Source organism: Truepera radiovictrix DSM 17093 (assembly GCF_000092425.1).
Classification (GTDB): domain Bacteria; phylum Deinococcota; class Deinococci; order Deinococcales; family Trueperaceae; genus Truepera; species Truepera radiovictrix.
The window spans coordinates 2,472,394-2,490,116 of the sequence record NC_014221.1; the positions used below are offsets into that span (position 1 = coordinate 2,472,394).

Genomic DNA, 17,723 nt, shown 5'->3' on the forward strand with positions numbered 1-17,723 from the left:
CTACCCCGACAGCGCCCGCAAAAAGTCGGCCTCGAGGTCGGCGGGCGCTTCCAAACCGACCGAGACCCGCACCAGCTCGGGCGTCACCCCCGCCGCGCGGCGCGCGCTCTCGGGGAGGCTCGCGTGGGTGGTCGTCCAGGGGTGGATGACGACCGTTTTGGCGTCGCCGATGTTGGCCAGGTGCGAGGCGAGCCGCACGCGGTCCAAAAAGCGCCGCGCCTGCGCCTCGCTCGCTAGCTCGAACGACAGCACCGCGCCGAAGCCGTGCCGGAGCGTGCGCGCGGCGACCGCGTGCGAGGGGTGCGACTCGAGCCCCGGGTAGAGCACGCGCGTCACCGCGCCTTGGCGCTCAAGCCAGCGGGCGAGCTTGAGCGCCGTGGCGCACGCGCGCTCGACCCGCAAGGGGAGCGTCTCTAAACCCTGCAGCGCCAGCGACGCGGCGTAGGGCGAGAGGGTCATCCCCATGGTAAAGAGCCCGAGGTCGTACGCGCGCAGCGTAAAGGCTGCCTTTGGCGCGCGCGAGACGTAGGTGCGGCCGCGCCCGTCGGGCTGCGTAAAGGCGGGGAACTTGGGGTCGGTCCAGTCGAAGCGGCCCGCCTCGAGCACCGCCCCGCCGACGAAGGTCCCGTGGCCGCCGATCCACTTCGTCGCCGAGTGCACGACGATGTCGGCGCCCTTGTCAAACGGGCGGCAGAGGTAACCGCCGCAGCCCCAGGTGTTGTCCACGACAAAGGGCACCCGCGCCGCGCGGCAGCGCTCGGCGATAGCCGCGAGGTCCGGCACCGACCCGCTCGGGTTGGCGATCGTCTCGACCCACACCCCGACCGTGCTCTCGGGGTGCTGCGCGAGCGCCTCGCCGACCGCCTCGGGCGTCGGGGCGACCGTCGAGACGCGCACCCCCCACGGCTCTAAAAGTTTGCGCACCACACTAAAGGTCCCGCCGAAGCACTCGTTGGAGACGACCAGGTGCGCCCCCGGGCGCGCGAGCGCCAACATCGTCGCGGTCGTCGCGGCCTGCCCCGAGGCGAGCGCGAGCCCCCCCGCGGCGCCCTCGAGCGCCATAAGCCGCCGCACGAAGACGTCGACCGTGGGGTTGTGCATCCGGCCGTACTGGTTGCCGTGCGCGTCGCTCAGGGCTTCCCCGGCGAAGAGCCGAGCGGCGTGCTCGGCGCTCCTAAAGGTGTACGAGCTGGTGGCGTAGATGGGCACGGCCCGCGCCCCCGTCACCGGGTCGGGCAGCTGCCCAGCGTGGACGCTCAGGGTGTCAAAGTGCAGCTCGGCAGTCCCCTCCTCCTCACCCCCGACCGTCTCGCTGGCGGTGGGCAGGTCGGGGGTGAGCGCGGCGCTAGCGGCGCCGCGCTCGGCCTTGGTGCTCGCGGTCTCGGCGCTCACGGAGCGACCACCTCGCGGCACGCCGCCAGCGCCTGCGCGAAGTCCTCTTTGAGGTCGTCAACGTGCTCGAGGCCGACCGCGACGCGCACCATCCCCGCGGAGACGCCCGCCGCGCGGAGCGCTTCGGGGGCGAGCTGCGCGTGCGTGGTCGAGGCGGGGTGGGTCACGGAGGTCTTGGCGTCGCCCAAGTTGACGAGCCTCGAGGCGAGCGTCACGGCGTCTAAAAAGGTGCGCCCCGCTTCGCGGCCCCCCTCGAGCTCAAAGGTAAAGACGCTGCCGACGCCGCGCGGGAAGTGCCGCCGCGCGTAGTCGTGGTGAGGGTGACCGGGGAGCCCGGGGTAGTTGACGCTCCGCACCCCCGGCTGCTCGGCAAACCACGCGGCGAGCGCCTCGGTGTTCGCCACGTGGCGCTCGGCGCGCAGCGAGAGGGTCTCTAAACCCTGGAGGAAGTAAAAGGCGTTTTGCGGCGCCATCGCCGGCCCGAGGTCGCGCAACCCCTCGACGCGCGCCCGGACGATAAAGGCGAGCGGGCCGAAAGCCTCGGCGTAGCGCAGACCGCCGTACGACGCGGTGGGTTCGGTGAAGCGCCCGTAGCGCCCCCCCGCCCAGTCGAACCGCCCGGCGTCCACGATGAGCCCGCCGATACCGGTGCCGTGGCCGTTGATCCACTTCGTCGCGGAGTGCAGCACGAGGTCGGCGCCGTGTAGGATAGGCCGGTAGAGGTAGCCCCCCATCCCCGCGGTGTTGTCCACGACCATCGCGACCCCGTGGGCGTGCGCGACCTCGGCGATCGCCGGGATCTCGGGCAGCGCCAGCGAGGGGTTGGGGATGGACTCGCAGTAGAGGGCTTTGGTGCGCGCGTCGATGCGCGCCGCGTAGTCCTCGGGGCGGTCGTCGGGGCCGACGAAGCGCACCTCGATACCTAGGCGCGGCAGGGTCACGGTAAAGAGGTTGACGGTGCCGCCGTAGAGGTTGGGCGACGCCACGATGTTGTCCCCCGCCTCGGCGAGGGTGGTGAGCGTCAAAAACTCCGCCGCGTGCCCCGAAGCCACCGCGAGCGCCGCCGCGCCCCCCTCGAGCGCCGCGATGCGCTTTTCGAGAACCTCGTTGGTCGGGTTCATGATGCGCGAGTAGATGTTGCCGAACTCTTGCAGCGCAAAGAGGCGCGCGGCGTGTTCGGCGTCGTCGAAGGTGTAGGCGGTGGTTTGGTAGATGGGCACAGCCCGCGAGCGGGTCGCGTCTTTCGTCGCGTCGACCTCGTGGCCGGCGTGGATCTGCAGGGTCTCGAAGCGGTAAGCCATACGCTACTCCTCGGTTGACGTCGGTTGCGCTAGAGCGTCGGGGGGGGTCGCAAGGGTTCAGAGGCCGCCAGACAGCTACGCCCACAGGCGGCGGGCGGCCCCAGCGGGCGGCTCGCGCCGCCTACGGCATTCGTTGTGAGGTGGGTGTCACGCGTTCGCCTCCAAAGGGGGATGAGGCGGCTAAGCCTCTATCTTTCCGGGTCGCGTCATCGTGGCTGCTACCGGCTGGATGGAGCACCCGCTTAGATGAAAGCTGGTTGCTGCGGCGTCGCCGGGCCAGATCCCTCGGCCGCTCTCGATAAAGGCCACTCGAGGAGTGGTAAAGCGCAGTAAACCACACGCGGCGCGCTCGGCGCAAGGGAGCCCGCGCGCGCGTAAGACGCGCAGCAGCGTACCAGAGGGCGTTTTCGGGGTCACGCCAGGGGGGCGTTGTACAGCTGCGCCGCCAGCCCCTCGCGCACCGGCGCCGCACCCTTTATCCTGGTTGGCAAGGTGGCGCTCCTAGCGTTGGGGCGCCGCTGACACCCCCCTGACGCACGCCCCCTACAATAGAGAGTCCGCTTCTGGGTTGGGCGCCGTGCGCTTCGGGATGCTCGAGGAGCCACGTGCGGTGACGCCGCCGACGCGCGACCCACCCGCAAGTCTCCCCGTTCCCGAAAGGAGGACCTGTGAGCCGCACGCTTTCGCCGCCCGCCGCAGGGCGCGTCCGCTTCAACCGGAGCCGCCTGCGCGAGGGGCTCTCCGGCTACGCCTTTATCCTCCCCGCCGTGCTGATCATCGCCGTCTTCGGCCTTTTCCCCATCCTCTACGCCGTCTACATGAGCGGCCACGCGTGGCGCGTGCGCCGCGGCGCGGTGGTCTGGCTCGGCAACTTCGAGCAGCTCATCGGCAGCTGGCCGGGCTTCGGCCTCCTGGTGCTCGGCTTGGCGCTCTTCGCCCTCGCGCTGTGGCTGCCCGGGCGGCTGCGCGCGCGGCCGCTCCCGCAGCGGCTTCTCGCCCTCGCCCTCTTCGGCCTCGCGCTCTTTGGCGTCGGCGCCGGCTGGGGGCTGATGCGCGAGGCGGGCGACGGCCGTTTTCTGCGCTCGGTCGAGGTCACGCTCTACTACGCGCTCGGCACCATCCCCGCGCAGATCGTTTTGGGGCTCCTTATCGCCTACGTCTTGTTCCAGAACCTCAAGGGCCAGGCGTGGTTCCGGATGATCTTCTTTCTGCCCTACATCGTCCCCGTGGTGGTCGCCGCGACGGTCTTTTCACGCATCTTTAGCGCCCGCGAGACGAGCTTTGCCAACACCCTCGCGACCGCCCTGGGCCTCCCCGCACAGCGCTGGCTGCAGGAGCCGACCCCCGTGCTTGAACTCCTCACGGGGCTCTCGGTCGAGGGGTTTTGGGCGGGGCCCAGCTTGGCGCTCGTCGTCGCCATCGTCTTCGGCATCTGGAACTACACGGGTTTTTGCATCATCTTGTACCTCGCAGGCCTCGGCAACATCCCCAAAGAGCTCTACGAAGCGGCCGAGATCGACGGCGCGGACCGCTGGGCGGCGTTTCGCAGCATCACCGTACCGCTACTCTCCAACGTCACCTTCTACCTCTCGGTGATCTCGTTTATCGGCGTGCTGCAGGTGTTTAACACCATCTACGTGCTGCGCACGCCCCAAGCGCTCGGGTCGATGGACGTCGTCGGCATCGTCATCTTCGACACCTTCTATCTGCGCAACCAGTACGGCCTCGCGGCGGCGCAGGCGCTGCTGCTCTTCGGGCTCATCCTCTACGTCACCCTCATCCAGTACCGCATCCTCGGCAGGAGGGTCTACCGTGGCTAGCACCTTGACGCGCGACACCCGCCCAGACGCCGCGCTACCGGAGACGGCGCCGAGCGCGGCGGTGCCGGACGCGAGGACCTCGGCGCAGCGCCCCCCCTACCGCTTCCGGCTCTGGCACCTGCCGCTCTACTTTGTCCTCGTCGTCGGCGCCCTCATCGCCGTGCTGCCCTTTTTGTGGATGGTCTCGACCTCGCTCATGAGCCTCGGCGAGACCATCCAGCGGCAGCTGCTGCCGAGCACCCCGCGCTGGGAGAACTACCTCGAGGCGTGGTCGGGGGCGAACTTCGGCCGCTACTTTCTCAACACCGTGGTGATCACCGGCGTCACCGTCACGGGCGTGCTCGTCACCTCGGTTTTGGCCGCCTACGCCTTTGCCCGCATCGACTTCTGGGGCCGCGACGTGATCTTTACCGTGCTGCTAGCGACCATGATGGTCCCCGACGTGGTGACTTTGATCCCCAACTTTTTAACCATCCGCGGCGACATCTTTCCGCTCCCCGGCGGCACCTGGATCAACCGCCTGCCCGCCCTGACGGTCCCCTTTATGGCGCAGGCGTTTATGATCTTTTTGCTGCGGCAGTTTTTCATGAAGATCCCCTGGGACCTCTGGGACGCGGCGCGCTTAGACGGCGCGGGGCACCTGCGCTTTCTGCTCTGGGTGGTCGTCCCTATGAGCACCGCGCCCTTACTCACCGTGACGCTGCTCTCAGTGATGGCCTCGTGGAACTCGTTTCTGTGGCCGCTCGTGGTCACCTCCGACGACAGCTGGCGCCCCATCATGGTCGGGTTGCAGCGCTTTAACACCGAAGGCGGGCAGCAGACGCACCTGGTGATGGCGGCCGCGCTGATCGCCATGCTGCCCATTCTGATCCTCTACTTTCTCGTGCAAAAGCGCTTTACCGACGCCTTCGCCTCGTCGGGCCTCAAAGGCTAGGGGAGCTGAAGGTGCGCTGACGTTGGTTCGTTAGCCTAGAGCCGATGCCCAAAAACACCGCCATCACACGTAAGGAGGACACGATGCACAGACTCGCCGCGCTCACGCTGCTCGCCGCTCTCCCCCTAGCGGCCGCCCAAGAGGACCCCTGGGCGGAGGTCGACCCCTCGGGGCAGACGGTCACGTTCTGGCACCAACACTCGGGCGAGCGGGAAGAGGCCCTTAACGACCTGATCGCCGACTTTAACGAGACTAACGCGTACGGGATCACCGTCGAACCGCTCTATCAGGGCTCCTACGGCGACATCTTTAACCAGATGCTCGTGCGCCTAGGCACCCCGGACGTCCCCGACCTGGTCGTGGCCTACCAGAACCAGGCGGCCACCTACGCCCTCGCCGACGGGCTTATCGACATGAATTCGCTCGTCGAGAGCCCCACGTGGGGCTTTTCGGAGGAGGAAGTGGCCGACTTCTTCCCCGGCTTTTGGGAGCAGGACGTCTTCCCGACCTTCGGCGGCGCCCGCTTCGGCCTGCCCCCCAACCGCTCGCTAGAGGTCATGTACTACAACGCCGACTGGCTCGCCGAACTCGGCTACGACGGACCGCCCGAGACCCCCGAGGCGTTTCGCGAGATCGCCTGCGCCGCTGCTGAAACCCCCTTTAGCGGCGCCACGGGCTCCGGCAGCTTGGGCTACCAGCTCTCGCTCGACGCGAGCCGCTTCGCCTCGTTTACCTTCGCCTTCGGCGGCGACATCTACGACGACGAGAGCAACCGCTACACCTACGACGACCCCGCCGCGGTCGAAGCGATGACCTTTTTGCAGGAGCTTATCCAAGACGGCTGCGCGAGCACCGTGACCGAGCGCTTCGGCGATCAGACCGACTTCGGGGCGGGCACCTTGATGTTCACGGTCGGCTCCTCGTCGGGGCTGCCCTTTTATGCGAGCGCGGTCTCCGAGGGTGCCGGGCACGACTGGAGCGTCGCCGCCATCCCCCACGTCACGCCCGAGCCCGTGATGAACCTCTACGGCGCCTCGGTCAGCATGCCCGACACCGGCAGCCTCGAGCGCCAGCTCGCGACCTGGGTGTTCCTCAAGTACTACACTTCGCCCGACGTGCAAGCCGAGTGGGCGCTGCGCTCGAACTACTTCCCGGCCCGCATCAGCGCCGCCGAGAGCGAGCTCATCCAGCAGGAGTTCGAGAACAACCCCACCTACGAAACCGCCTTTAACCTGCTGCAGTACGCCACCGCCGAGCCGCCCACCCCCGGCTACGACTTCGTGCGCGACCTCGTCGCCACGGCGATGGCCGAGATCGCCGCCGGCGCCGACGTCGAGAGCACCCTCACGGCGCTCAACGAAGAGGCCAACGCCATCTTAGACGAGCAGCTCGCGGAGATGGCCGCAGCGCAGTAAACCGCTCCATCCAGCGAAAACAGCGACGGGTGCACCCGTCGCTGTTTTACTGCCCAACTTTGCCGCCCGCCTGTGCGGTCGCTGCCGAACGCGCTACAGCTCTTTGGCGTACCACTCGAGCACCGGCCGCGCGTCGATGGCGAAACGGTAGCCGAGCGAGTCCCAAAAGCGCTTGGCGCGGCTGTTTTGCCCGTAGATGCTGGCGAGCACCCGTTTGACCCGCCCTCTAAGCCGCTCCTCCAAAAGGGTGATGGTGCGCCGCCCGTAACCGCGGCTCTGCAAGTTTTCTGGGATGAGGAGCAGGTTGACCGTCGCGTCCCCCTCTTCCGGGTAGTCGAGCTTGTAGTCGAGATAGCCGACGACCTCGCCCTCGTGTACGACGAGTTCGGTGCAGCGTTTGGGGTCGAGCACGGCCGCCTCGAGCTCGCGTTCGACCTCAAGCGGCGTCGGGGGCGGAATCGAAATCAGCTCGAAATAGCTCGGCGCACCGCAGTACAGCTCGTAGATAATTCCCGCGTCTTGCAGCGCCGCCGGGCGCGTGTGCAGCGGTGCTGCAGCTGGTGTCGGTGAGTGCAAGGTCTCCCCCTTCCAAGAACGAGAAAACGACGAAGGTCACGAAAAACTCGAGAAAGCGTACCGCGCAAGGATGACGCTGTTTGCAAAACGCCCTGAGGACGTCCTAAGCCGCCTGAGTCCGCTATGCACCCTGTTTTCATCCCAGTATAGCGCGTTTACACCCCTTCTTTGTGATGGATTAAGAAATCGTGGAGTCACGCTGCGCTTGTCTCGGGGGCCGGACGGCCGCGGCGACAGCGTAGACTGAGCCATCATGACCCTTTACATCGACGGACATCTCGACCTCGCCTACAATGCCCTCGCCGCTGGGCGCGACCTCACCCGCGACCTAGACGCCTTGCGGCGGACGCACCCGGACGCGTTGGTGACGCTCCCCGAGCTGCAGCGCGCGGGGGTGCGGATCGCGTTCGCGACGATCTTCGTGCTCCCGCAGCAGGCGGCGCCGTCGGACAGTAGCGCGGCGACGAGCGCTCTACGCGGCCACACCTACAGCACGCCCGACGAAGCGCGCACCTTGGGGCTCGCGCAGCTCGAGCTGTACGAGCGCCTCGAGGAGGCCGGGCACCTCCGCATCCTGCGCACCCAAAGCGACCTTGAAGCGCACCTCGCCGATGCGCGGGCGCAAGGGGCCCCGCTCGGGATCGTCCTCCTCTTGGAGGGCGCCGACCCCTTGCGCACCCCCGACGAGCTAGCGGCGTGGGCCGCGCGCGGGCTGCGGATCGTCGGCCCCGCATGGCAGCGGACCCGTTACGCCGGCGGCACCCACCACCCCGGCCCACTCAGCGCGATGGGGCGCGAACTCATCCACGCGCTCCGGGAGCTCGGTTTGGTGCTCGACACCAGCCACCTCGCCGAGGAGAGCTTTTGGGAGGCGCTCGAGCTCGGCCCGGGGCACGTCATCGCGAGCCACTCGAACGCGCGCGCGCTGGTCCCCACCGACCGCCACCTCTCCGACGCCATGATCCGCGCGCTCGGCGCGCAAGGCGGCGTCATCGGCCTCGTCATCGCCAACCCCTTTTTAAACGCCCACACGCGCCGAGGAGCACCCAAGCGGGAGACGACGCTCGAGCACGTCCGCCGCCACGCGGAGCACGTCGCGGGGCTTATCGGTTGGGAGCACCTCGCTGTGGGCAGCGATTTCGACGGCGGCTTCGGCGTCGAGGACGTCCCGGTGGGCCTCACGCGGGCGGCCGACTTCGCCACGTTGGGTGGCGCGGTGCCGGAGGCGGCGCGGGAGGGTTTTCTGGGCGGGAACTGGCTGCGGCTGCTGCGGCGGGTGTTGCCGGGGTAGTGAGAAAAGAAAAGAGTAATGAGTAAAAAGAGTAATGAGCAATGAGTAGTGAGTGGGGTCTGTCACTCATCACTCGTTGCTCATCACTCGTGGCTCGGCACTCATAACTCGTTGCTCATCCCCAAACGCGTCGCGTACCCTAACGGTATGAACGGTGTGAGCGCCCTCGCCCCCTCGCCCCCGAGCCCTCCCCCGCTAGCTCGTGACTTCTACACCCGCAAACTCGCCGAGGGGGGCGCCGTGCTGGCGCCGATGGCGGGGTTTAGCGACGCCCCCTTTCGGCGGCTCTGCCGCCGCTTCGGCAGCGCTTGGGCGGTGACCGAGATGGTGAGCGCCAAGGCGCTGACCGTGGGCGACGAACGCGGGCTCGAGATCAGCGCCCCTTACGAGGGCGAGCGCGACCTCGTCATCCAGGTCTTTGGCGGCGAACCCGAGGTCGTCGCGGCGGGGGGGCGGCTCCTCTACGAACGCTTTTCCCCCGCCGCCCTCGACCTCAACATGGGCTGCCCCGTCAAAAAGGTGACGGGCCGCAGCTGCGGCGCCAAACTGATGAACGACCCCGGGCGCGCCGCCGCGATCATCGGGCAGCTCGCGCGCGCCGTGCCGGTGCCCGTGAGCGCCAAGCTGCGCCTGGGTTACGACCGCGTCAACGCCCTCGAGGTCGCTCTGGCGCTGCAGGAGGCGGGGGCGGCCCTCATCACCATCCACGGCCGCACCGCCGCCCAAAAGTACACGGGCGAGGCCGACTGGGAGGCGGTCGCCGAGATCGCCGCGCGGCTCGCCATCCCCGTCGTCGGGTCGGGCGACGTGACGACGCAGGAGCAGTTCCGGCGCTACCGCGCCTGGGGGCTCGGCGTGATGGTCGGCCGCGGCGCGCTCGGGCGCCCCTGGGTGTTTCGCGAGCTGCGGGGGGAGCCCGCACCCCCACTCCCCGAGATCAAAGACCTGATCCTCGAGCACGCCCGCAGCATGCGCGCCTGGTACGGGACCGACCACGCCGTCATCAAGATGCGCGGCCACCTCGCGCGCTACGCCCAGGCGTTTCCCGAACCCGAGGCCTTGCGCAAAGCGCTCATGCAGGTGAGCACCCTGGGGGCGCTCGAGCGGGTTTTGGCGTGCGCCCTACCGGGGGCGTAAAGCGCCCAGCAGGTTGACCGCTAGGCGCGACGAGGGGTAAGATAGCGTGTTTTTGCCGGGATGGCGGAATTGGTAGACGCAGTAGACTCAAAATCTACCGGCTTCGGCTGTGCGGGTTCGAGTCCCGCTCCCGGCACCACACGACGTTCCCGCCGCGCGCGACAGAGAGCGTGCGCGGCGCTGCCCTACGAGGCGCCCGATAGGCGCGCCCCACCGAGGGCTACGCAGGCCCCGCGGCGCGCGTTCGCGGGTTCAGGTTGACGGAGGCTGCTGGTGTACATCCTTTTCTGGGTGGTGTTCGTTCTATTTGTCGTTCTCTCCCTCGCGCTGACGGCGGTGATCCTGCTGCAGGAGCCGCGACAGGGTGGTCTCGGTGAAGGGTTGGGCGGCGGCGCGCAAGACTTCGCTGGTACGCGGGGGGGTACGGCCGGCGGCCTTCAGCGCCTCACCATCTACATGGGCGTCGTCTGGGGGCTTCTCGCGCTCGCGCTCGCCGTGCTGCCGCGGGCGTAAGCTTCCCAAAGCCGCGCGCCGAGTACACCTGTCACGTACACATGCTGCTAACGCTCGAGCTGCCCCTAGGCAGCTTTTCTTTTTGGGCATCTCGCGCTGATCGTCCCTCAGGGCTACCGCGCCGAAGCGCTCAGGTGAAGCAAGGTCACCGCCAGGGTGTGTACCCATAGCCCACACTCATCGAAAAAGTATACAACTACAGCGCGGGCAAAAGCTTCACCAAACCCATCATTTCCACACACAGTGTCACTGGGAAAGTGACCCTTTGACCCACTTTTGCCGAACAGCGTACACGACACAGCCCCTGAAAGCTTAAGCAGATGCGGGCGCGAGCGGGGGGCGTGCAACAAAACCATACTGGTGCGTCTGCGCCAAGAGTGATACATTAAACCCCAGTGAGGAGGGTGACGGTTTGTTCACCGTTTTCGTGGCGCGCGAAAGGTCGCTTGATTTTTAGCCCTCTTCACGTTAGCCTTTTGGGGCGACACAACCTGTTCGCTAAAAAGGGGGCAGCGACCGCTGCTAGAGATGGAGCGTCTCCAAGAATCTGTGCAGCCAACTCTGGTGAGGAGCGGCCCCACACGCATAGGAGGTAGTGATGAAGAAACCCTCGTTGGCCCTCTCGGCGGGTGCGCTCGCGGCGACGGCGCTTTTGCCGCTCGCGTCGGCGCAGCCCTTTCAGTGGCCGGAGAACTACGCGCCGACGGCGGTGCAGGGCGGCACGATCCAGGAGACGCTCTTCGGCGACTTCCTGACCTTTAACACCGTGCTCTCCTCGAGCGCCCAGGAGACCGCCGTGCTCGGCCTCACCGCCGCCCCTAGCCTGGTCTACCGCGACTGGCTCGGGACGCGCTCGTTCCGCGATGAGGAGGGCAACTTCAACCTCTTCTTCGCCGCCGACATCGAAGAGGTGCGCACCGAACAGGAGTTCATCATCACCTTGCGCGAGGGCTGGACCTGGTCGGACGGCGAGGAGATCACCGCCGAAGACTTTATGGCCGCGCGCACCATCATCGGCGACCCCGACGTGCAATCCAACACCTACTCGTTTACCGTGCAGGGCGAAACGCAAGAGCCCGTGATCTACGAGCAGCTCGGCGAGTACCAGTTCCGCGTCACCTTCCCCGAACCGCAGGTGAACGCCATCGGCCGTATCGACGGCATCAGCGCCGTTCCCGCGCACATCTTTATGCCCGTCTACGAAGCGGAAGGGGCCGAGGGCATCCGCGCGCTCTGGAGCATCGACACCCCGGTGACCGAGCTCGTCTCGGGTGGCCCGTACATGATCACCGAGTTCGCCCCCGGCGAGCGCATCACGCTCACCCGCAACGACGCCTACGCCCAGAACGTGCTCGCTGCCGACGGCACGCCGCTCCCCGGCCCAGACAGCTGGACGGTGACCTTCGTCGAGGACCGCAACGCGCAGCTCGCGCTCGTGACCACCGACCAGACCAGCTTCTACTGGCCGACCACCCTAGACGAGGTGCGCGCGGTGCAGCAGGCGGTGCAAAACGGCACCATCGGCGGGCAGCTTTTCGCCAACATCGGCCCCGACTCGCTGGTCGACTTTATGACCTTTAACTTCAACAAGCGCGACGAGTGCAAACGCAACCTCTTCCGCGCGACCGAGTTCCGCCAAGCGGTCGCCATCATGATCGACCGCGAAGCGCTCATCCAGGCGGCTTTGGGCGGCCTCGGCTTCCCCGCCAAGGACTACCAGAGCGAAGCGGCGGCGCCCTTCGACGCGCCCAACCTCGAGCCCTTCGAGTTCGACCCCGAACGGGGCGTCGAGCTGCTCGCCGCAATCGGCTTTACCGAAGAGGGGCCCGACGGCGTGCTGCGCAACCCCGAAACCGGCTGCCGCGCCGAGTTCGACCTGCAGTTCAACTCCGGTAACAACCGCCGCGCGCAGATCGCGCAGGTGATCTCGCAGACGCTCGAGCCCTACGGCGTGCGCGTCAACCCGCGCGAGGTCGCCTCGGAGATCTGGAGCGACTCGATCGTCGGCACCGACTACGACCCCGAAGTGGGCCGCACGGTCGACTACGACGCGCAGATCTGGGGCCTCGCCGGCGGCGACGTCGACAACCCCTCGTCGGTCAACGTCTTAGGCCTCGGTGAAAACCTCAACTCGTGGAACAAAGACCGCGGCGACGCCGAGCTCTGGGAGATCTCCATGGATAGGCTCTCGCGCCGCATGGACCGCACCTTGGACCTCGAGGAGCGCGTCGCGATCTACAACCAGCGCGCCGAGATCATGCGCGAGCACCTGCCCATCATCCCGCTCATCTCGCCCGCGTTCCACTTCTACCACGACCTCGGTAACGTCTGGCCGGAAGAGGTGTTAGACGCCAACTCGATCGAATCGCCCTACACCCCGGGCAACTTCCGCACCCTCGTCACCGAGCCGCAGTAACGTCGCTTTCCAAGGGGTGTCCGCTACCACGGACACCCCTGCTGTTCCCTACCACCTTACCCACACCTGCTGTACCGCCCGCCCCCTCCCCCTATTTCGTAAGCGCGGAACCGAGCACCCTGGAGCCCTCACGTGATCGCCTATCTTTTTCGCCGTCTGCTCAACCTTATTCCGACCTTTTTTATCGCCACCTTTCTCGCCTGGATCGTGATCGAACTCGCGCCGGGCGACTTTGCGAGCCAGTTTGCCTTCGACCAGCTCGACCCGGGGCGGGCCGAGCGCATCCGGCAGTCGCTCGGGCTCGACCAACCCTGGTACGTGCGCTACTTCTACTGGCTGCGCAACGTCGTGACGGGGTTTGACTTCGGCACCTCAATGACCACGCGCGGCGACGTCACCAACCTCATCTGGCCGCGGATGGTGAACTCCCTGACGCTGCTGCTGCCCGCGACGATCTTGACCTATCTCATCGCTATTCCCATCGGCGTCTACTCGGCCGTGCGCAAGTACTCGCTCGGCGACCGGGCGCTCACCATCTTTAGCCTCATCGGCCTCGCTATTCCCAACTTTTTCCTCGCGCTCCTCGTGGTCGCGTTCGCCGTGCAGTTTTTTCAAGCCAACGGCTACCTCCTTATCCCAGTCGGCGGGATGACCAGTCAGAACCACGCTCAGCTCAGCGCTTGGGGGCAGTTTGCCGACCGGCTCTGGCACCTCATCGCCCCGATGCTGGTCATCGCCCTTTCGGGGCTCGCCTCGATCTCACGGTTTATGCGCGGGGAGATGCTCGAGGTCTTGGGCCAGGACTACATCCGCACCGCGCGCGCCAAGGGGCTCTCCGAACGGGTAGTGAACTACAAGCACGGGCTGCGCAACGCCGTGATCGTCATCGTCGCGACCATCGGCGGCGTGCTCCCCAGCCTGATTAGCGGCGCCGGTTCGGTCGAGTACGTGCTCCGCTGGCCCGGCATCACCCCGCTCTTTTTGCGCTCCATTTACGCGCAGGATATCTACGTCATCATGGCGCTCCTGACCATCCTGACGCTGCTGCTGATGATCGGCAACCTGATTTCGGACATCGCCCTGGCGCTGATTGACCCGAGGATCCGTTACTAATGGCCGACGTTACCCCCCCCGTCACCCAAGCGCCCGACACCATGAGCGCGCCGCCGGGCCGCAAGCCCCGCGGGGAGTCGCTCACCTCGATCGCTTGGAAGCAGTTCCGCAAGCACCCGCTCGCGCGCGTGTCGCTCGTGGTGCTCAGCGTCCTCTACCTGCTCGCCGCGTTTGCCGACTTTCTCGCCCCCTACCCCGAACGCTTCATCAACACCGGCGCCACCTTTCAACCCCCCAACCGCATCCGTTTCTGGGATGAAAACGGCTTTACCCGCCCCTTTATCTACGGCATGACGCGCGAGCTCGACCTAGAGACGCTCGAAAACGTCTGGGTCGAAGACCCCTCGAGGCGCTACGAGCTGCGCTTTTTCGTCCGCAGCGACAACGTCCGCGAACGCTACGTCCCCTTCCCCGTCAACCTGATCCCGGTCCAGCTCCGCCAAGCGTGGGGTATCCGCCCCTGGGCGTCGCTGCGCCTTTTCGGCCTCGATGACCCAAACGCCCGCATCTACATCTGGGGCTCAGACGACCTCGGCGCCGACGTTTTCAGCAAGGTTCTCTACGGCGCCCGCATCAGCTTGACCGTCGGCATCCTCGCGGCAGCGGTGGCGATCGCCATCGGCGTCGTCATGGGTGGCATCGCGGGGTTTTTCGGGGGTTGGGTCGACGAACTCATCATGCGCTTTATCGAGGCGCTCGCCGCGATTCCCGACCTCTTTTTGCTGCTCGCCCTGTCGGCCATCTTCTACCCCTTAAACCTCCCCTCCTCGACGGTCTTCATGCTGGTGATCGTGGTGCTGTCGCTGATCGGTTGGGGCGGGGTGGCGCGGACGGTGCGCGGTCAGGTGCTGTCGCTGCGCGAACGCGACTTCGCCTACGCGGCACGCTCACTAGGCGCCAGCAACACCCGCATCATCTTGCGGCACATGCTGCCTCACACGCTCACCTACGTGATCGTCTACATGAGCCTTGTGATCCCGGCCTTTATCATCACCGAGTCCGTGCTGAGCTTTTTCGGCCTCGGCATCCAGCCGCCCTCGACCTCATGGGGGCTCATGCTCTCGACCGCGCAGAACTTCGCGGGGGTCGCGGGGCTCGCCGACAGGTGGTGGATCTTCTTGCCGGGGCTTTTCATCTTTATCGCCGTGATGATGTGGAACCTCTTGGGGGACGCGCTGCGCGACGCCTTCGATCCGCGGAGCCGCCGATAAAGTGCAACACCTTCCAGTTTTCGGTACAATCGACTTCATCATGACAACCGTGCACGCCTCTTTATCAACCGCAAAGGGTCTCTGCCGTGGCTAATCGGGACGCGATCTTAGAGGTCAACGACCTCAAAACCTACTTCAACACCGACGACGGCGTCGTCAAAGCCGTCGACGGGGTGTCGTTTCACATCGGCCGCGGCGAGACCTTAGCGGTCGTCGGCGAGTCCGGTTCGGGCAAGTCGGTCACCAGCCTGTCGATCATGCGCCTTATCCCCACCCCACCCGGACGCATCGCCGGGGGGGAGATGCTCTTCGAGGGCAAAGACCTCGTCAAGATGAGCGAGGCGCAGATGCGCAAAATCCGCGGCAACGACATCTCGATGATCTTCCAGGAGCCGATGACCTCGCTGAACCCGGTCTATACGGTCGGCGACCAGATCGCCGAGGCGATCCAGCTCCACCAGAAGAAAACCCGTCGGCAGGCGATGAAGCTCGCGACCGAGATGCTCGACTTAGTTGGCATCCCCGAACCGGGCAAACGCGTGCACAACTACCCGCACCAGATGTCGGGGGGGATGCGCCAACGCGTGATGATCGCCATGGCGCTCTCGTGCGGGCCGAAGCTGCTTATCGCCGACGAGCCGACGACCGCTCTGGACGTCACCATTCAGGCGCAGATTTTAGACCTCATGCGCCAGCTGCAGCGCGAGATCGGCATGTCGATCCTCTTTATCACCCACGACCTGGGGGTGGTCGCCGAGATCGCCGACCGCGTGGTGGTGATGTACGCCGGGCGCGCGGTCGAAGAGGGGGACGTGCGGGAGATCTTCGCCGATCCGCAGATGCCCTACACCTTGGGGCTGATGAACTCGATTCCGCGCGTCGACAAGGCGGCCGAACACCAAGCGCGGCTCGAGGCGATCCCCGGTAACGTCCCCAACCCCTTGTACCTGCCGCCGGGGTGCTCCTTTCACCCGCGCTGCCGCTTTGTTCAAGACAAGTGCAAAGAGGCGATCCCGCCCCTTGAAGACACCGGCGGCGGCCACATGGTGCGCTGCGTCCGCTGGAAAGAACTCGACCTCAGCGAGCGGAAGGTTATGGCGTGAGCGACGTCGTCATTGTTAAAGAAGACAAGGCGCCCAAAGGGCCACGCGTCAGCGGTGTTGACAAACGGGGCAGCGCTAAGGGGGAATACCTCCTCGAGGTCAACAACCTCAAAAAGTACTTCCCCATCAAGGGCGGCATCTTTTCACGCACGGTCGCCAACGTCAAAGCGGTCGAGGACTTTACCCTCAAGATCAAACCGGGCGAGGTCGTCGGGCTCGTCGGGGAGTCGGGGAGCGGCAAGACGACCGCCGGCCGGACCATCTTGCGGCTGATCGAACCCACCTCGGGCGAGATTCTCTTTAACGGCACCGACCTCGCCAAGCTCTCCAAAGCGCAGATGCGCGAGTACCGCAAAGAGATGCAGATCATCTTCCAAGACCCCTTTGCGAGCCTCAACCCGCGCATGACGGTCGGCGACATTATCGGCGAGGCGTTAGACATCCACAAGCTCGCGCGCGGCAAGGCGCGCGAAGAGCGGGTCGTGCAGCTTTTGGAGCGTACCGGCCTCTCGGCGGCGCACATGCGCCGCTACCCGCACGAGTTCTCGGGGGGGCAGCGTCAGCGCATCGGCATCGCCCGCGCGCTCGCGGTCGACCCGCAGTTCATCGTCGCCGACGAACCGGTCTCGGCTCTTGACGTCTCCATTCAGGCGCAGGTCGTCAACTTGCTGCAAGACCTCAAGGAGGAGCTCGGCCTGACGCTCCTTTTCATCGCCCACGACCTAGGCGTCGTCGAGTACATCTCCGACCGCGTGGTGGTGATGTACCTGGGCCGCATCATGGAGATCGCCCCGGCCAAGGAGCTCTACGCCAACCCCGTGCACCCCTACACCGAAGCGCTCCTCTCGGCGGTGCCCATCCCCGACCCGACGGTGCGGCGCGAGCGCATCATCTTGCAGGGCGACATCCCTAGCCCCATCAACCCGCCCTCGGGCTGCGTCTTCCGGACGCGCTGCCCGATCGCAGCCAAAGAGTGCGCGGAGGTCGTGCCGCCCTTGGAGGAGGTCTCCCCCGGCCACTTCAAAGCGTGCATCCGGCGCCCTGGGCCGGTCTAAAGCTCTTTCAACACCTCTGCAAGCGCCCCGAGTGGGCGCTTCGACACTTCCTCTCAGCACCCGGTGCCCCCCTACGGCTTTTTGGAATGGCTGGATGTCGGTAGCCGCGAGGTTTTCAAAACGCATAGCAAAGCCGCCTGACGCACTCGGCAACGAGCCTCGAGGCGAGAACCATGACAACCTAGCTGACACTTCCGAGGGGGGCAGCCCGTAGATTTGCCGTGCTGGGCTAGTCTTTTCCCCACACGCGTGGGGATGAACCGATGCAGCGACTAAAGCACCGGGCCGAGGCTCTCTTTTCCCCACACGCGTGGGGATGAACCGCGTTCGGGGTATCGCTACCCCAAGTTCCCGTGCTTTTCCCCACACGCGTGGGGATGAACCGTCGCGGACGCGCGTGATTACCGTCAGCGTCTGCTTTTCCCCACACGCGTGGGGATGAACCG

General features: G+C 66.3%; 14 protein-coding genes, 1 tRNA gene, 1 CRISPR repeat array and 1 riboswitch (1 of these 17 running past the window's edge). Of the genes, 12 read left to right on the forward strand and 3 right to left on the reverse strand.

Translation table 11 applies throughout. The features are described from left to right. Nucleotides 1-1,392: an O-acetylhomoserine aminocarboxypropyltransferase/cysteine synthase family protein gene (locus tag TRAD_RS11330; RefSeq protein ID WP_013178751.1), complete on the reverse strand. Its 1,392-nt coding sequence runs from the start codon at nt 1,390-1,392 to the stop codon at nt 1-3. Then, entirely contained in the window at nt 1,389-2,693 is a 1,305-nt protein-coding gene (locus TRAD_RS11335) for an O-acetylhomoserine aminocarboxypropyltransferase/cysteine synthase family protein (RefSeq protein ID WP_013178752.1), read from the reverse strand. The genes TRAD_RS11330 and TRAD_RS11335 overlap by 4 nt, the downstream gene beginning before the upstream one ends. 185 nt (nt 2,694-2,878) lie before the next feature. Further along, a riboswitch (SAM riboswitch) is annotated at nt 2,879-2,998 on the reverse strand. 363 nt (nt 2,999-3,361) lie between these two features. Here TRAD_RS11335 and TRAD_RS11340 point away from each other — a divergent pair. The 3 genes from TRAD_RS11340 (at nt 3,362) to TRAD_RS11350 (ending at nt 6,862) form a co-directional block, all read left to right on the forward strand. Then, complete coding sequence (locus TRAD_RS11340; protein WP_013178753.1) at nt 3,362-4,513, forward strand: carbohydrate ABC transporter permease; 1,152 nt, start codon at nt 3,362-3,364, stop codon at nt 4,511-4,513. After that, on the forward strand, nt 4,506-5,447 hold the full coding sequence (locus tag TRAD_RS11345; RefSeq protein WP_013178754.1) for a carbohydrate ABC transporter permease: 942 nt from the start codon (nt 4,506-4,508) through the stop codon (nt 5,445-5,447). Before TRAD_RS11340 ends, TRAD_RS11345 begins: the two co-directional genes overlap by 8 nt. A gap of 83 nt (nt 5,448-5,530) precedes the next feature. Next, entirely contained in the window at nt 5,531-6,862 is a 1,332-nt protein-coding gene (locus TRAD_RS11350; protein ID WP_013178755.1) for an ABC transporter substrate-binding protein, read from the forward strand. A 93-nt stretch (nt 6,863-6,955) separates the two neighbouring features. Here TRAD_RS11350 and TRAD_RS11355 read toward each other — a convergent pair whose 3' ends face one another. Continuing rightward, on the reverse strand, nt 6,956-7,438 hold the full coding sequence (locus TRAD_RS11355; protein WP_013178756.1) for a GNAT family N-acetyltransferase: 483 nt from the start codon (nt 7,436-7,438) through the stop codon (nt 6,956-6,958). Nucleotides 7,439-7,691: 253 nt separating this feature from the next. Here TRAD_RS11355 and TRAD_RS11360 point away from each other — a divergent pair, with 253 nt between their 5' ends. The 9 genes from TRAD_RS11360 to TRAD_RS11400 all read left to right on the forward strand — a co-directional run bounded on the left by TRAD_RS11360 (nt 7,692) and on the right by TRAD_RS11400 (nt 17,277). After that, nucleotides 7,692-8,729: a dipeptidase gene (locus TRAD_RS11360; protein WP_013178757.1), complete on the forward strand. Its 1,038-nt coding sequence runs from the start codon at nt 7,692-7,694 to the stop codon at nt 8,727-8,729. Between the two features lie 147 nt (nt 8,730-8,876). After that, nucleotides 8,877-9,866 (forward strand): tRNA dihydrouridine synthase, encoded by a 990-nt coding sequence (locus tag TRAD_RS11365; RefSeq protein ID WP_083770808.1) that lies wholly within the window; start codon nt 8,877-8,879, stop codon nt 9,864-9,866. 54 nt (nt 9,867-9,920) lie between these two features. Next, nucleotides 9,921-10,005, forward strand: a tRNA-Leu gene (locus tag TRAD_RS11370). A 134-nt stretch (nt 10,006-10,139) separates the two neighbouring features. Then, complete coding sequence (gene secG / locus TRAD_RS11375) at nt 10,140-10,379, forward strand: preprotein translocase subunit SecG (RefSeq protein ID WP_013178759.1); 240 nt, start codon at nt 10,140-10,142, stop codon at nt 10,377-10,379. A 598-nt stretch (nt 10,380-10,977) separates the two neighbouring features. Continuing rightward, nucleotides 10,978-12,795 (forward strand): ABC transporter substrate-binding protein, encoded by a 1,818-nt coding sequence (locus TRAD_RS11380; protein WP_013178760.1) that lies wholly within the window; start codon nt 10,978-10,980, stop codon nt 12,793-12,795. A gap of 132 nt (nt 12,796-12,927) precedes the next feature. Beyond that, the gene (locus tag TRAD_RS11385; RefSeq protein WP_013178761.1) at nt 12,928-13,908 is read left to right on the forward strand and encodes an ABC transporter permease; all 981 of its coding nucleotides are present in this window, start codon (nt 12,928-12,930) and stop codon (nt 13,906-13,908) included. Further along, complete coding sequence (locus tag TRAD_RS11390) at nt 13,908-15,119, forward strand: ABC transporter permease (protein WP_013178762.1); 1,212 nt, start codon at nt 13,908-13,910, stop codon at nt 15,117-15,119. The genes TRAD_RS11385 and TRAD_RS11390 overlap by 1 nt, the downstream gene beginning before the upstream one ends. Before the next feature lie 86 nt (nt 15,120-15,205). Next, on the forward strand, nt 15,206-16,222 hold the full coding sequence (locus TRAD_RS11395; RefSeq protein ID WP_013178763.1) for an ABC transporter ATP-binding protein: 1,017 nt from the start codon (nt 15,206-15,208) through the stop codon (nt 16,220-16,222). After that, nucleotides 16,219-17,277 (forward strand): ABC transporter ATP-binding protein, encoded by a 1,059-nt coding sequence (locus TRAD_RS11400; RefSeq protein WP_013178764.1) that lies wholly within the window; start codon nt 16,219-16,221, stop codon nt 17,275-17,277. The genes TRAD_RS11395 and TRAD_RS11400 overlap by 4 nt, the downstream gene beginning before the upstream one ends. A 234-nt stretch (nt 17,278-17,511) precedes the next feature. Continuing rightward, nucleotides 17,512-17,723: a CRISPR direct-repeat array (repeat unit 29 nt; unit sequence CTTTTCCCCACACGCGTGGGGATGAACCG); it runs 1,283 nt beyond the window's last position.